The organism is Pseudoalteromonas sp. S1608, from assembly GCF_005887265.1.
Classification (GTDB): domain Bacteria; phylum Pseudomonadota; class Gammaproteobacteria; order Enterobacterales; family Alteromonadaceae; genus Pseudoalteromonas; species Pseudoalteromonas undina.
Genome location: NZ_PNDK01000090.1, coordinates 1 through 230 on the forward strand (window position 1 = coordinate 1; position 230 = coordinate 230).

Genomic DNA, 230 nt, shown 5'->3' on the forward strand with positions numbered 1-230 from the left:
AAGGTGTAACATCTGCGATTGGGGTAAATGTAGGTGAGCTTCAAGCTTTACGTGAGGTGGCGAGGGTTGCGGTCTCGCATGGCGCAGTGAGCTTACATGATGTTAATGACACGCCAATTAGGCAATTGGGTACCGGCTCTACTAGATTGCTTTTTGCGGGACTTCATAAATTGGGTTCCACCTCAAAACTGTTTATAATTGATGAGGTAGTATTTGGCTTAGAACCATTT

The 230-nt window shown here is 44.8% G+C and carries 1 protein-coding gene; it reads left to right on the forward strand.

Annotation, left to right across the window (positions count from 1 at the left end):
• A partial coding sequence (locus CWB75_RS19165) for a hypothetical protein (RefSeq protein WP_212750907.1) occupies window positions 1–230 on the forward strand: 230 nt, incomplete at both ends.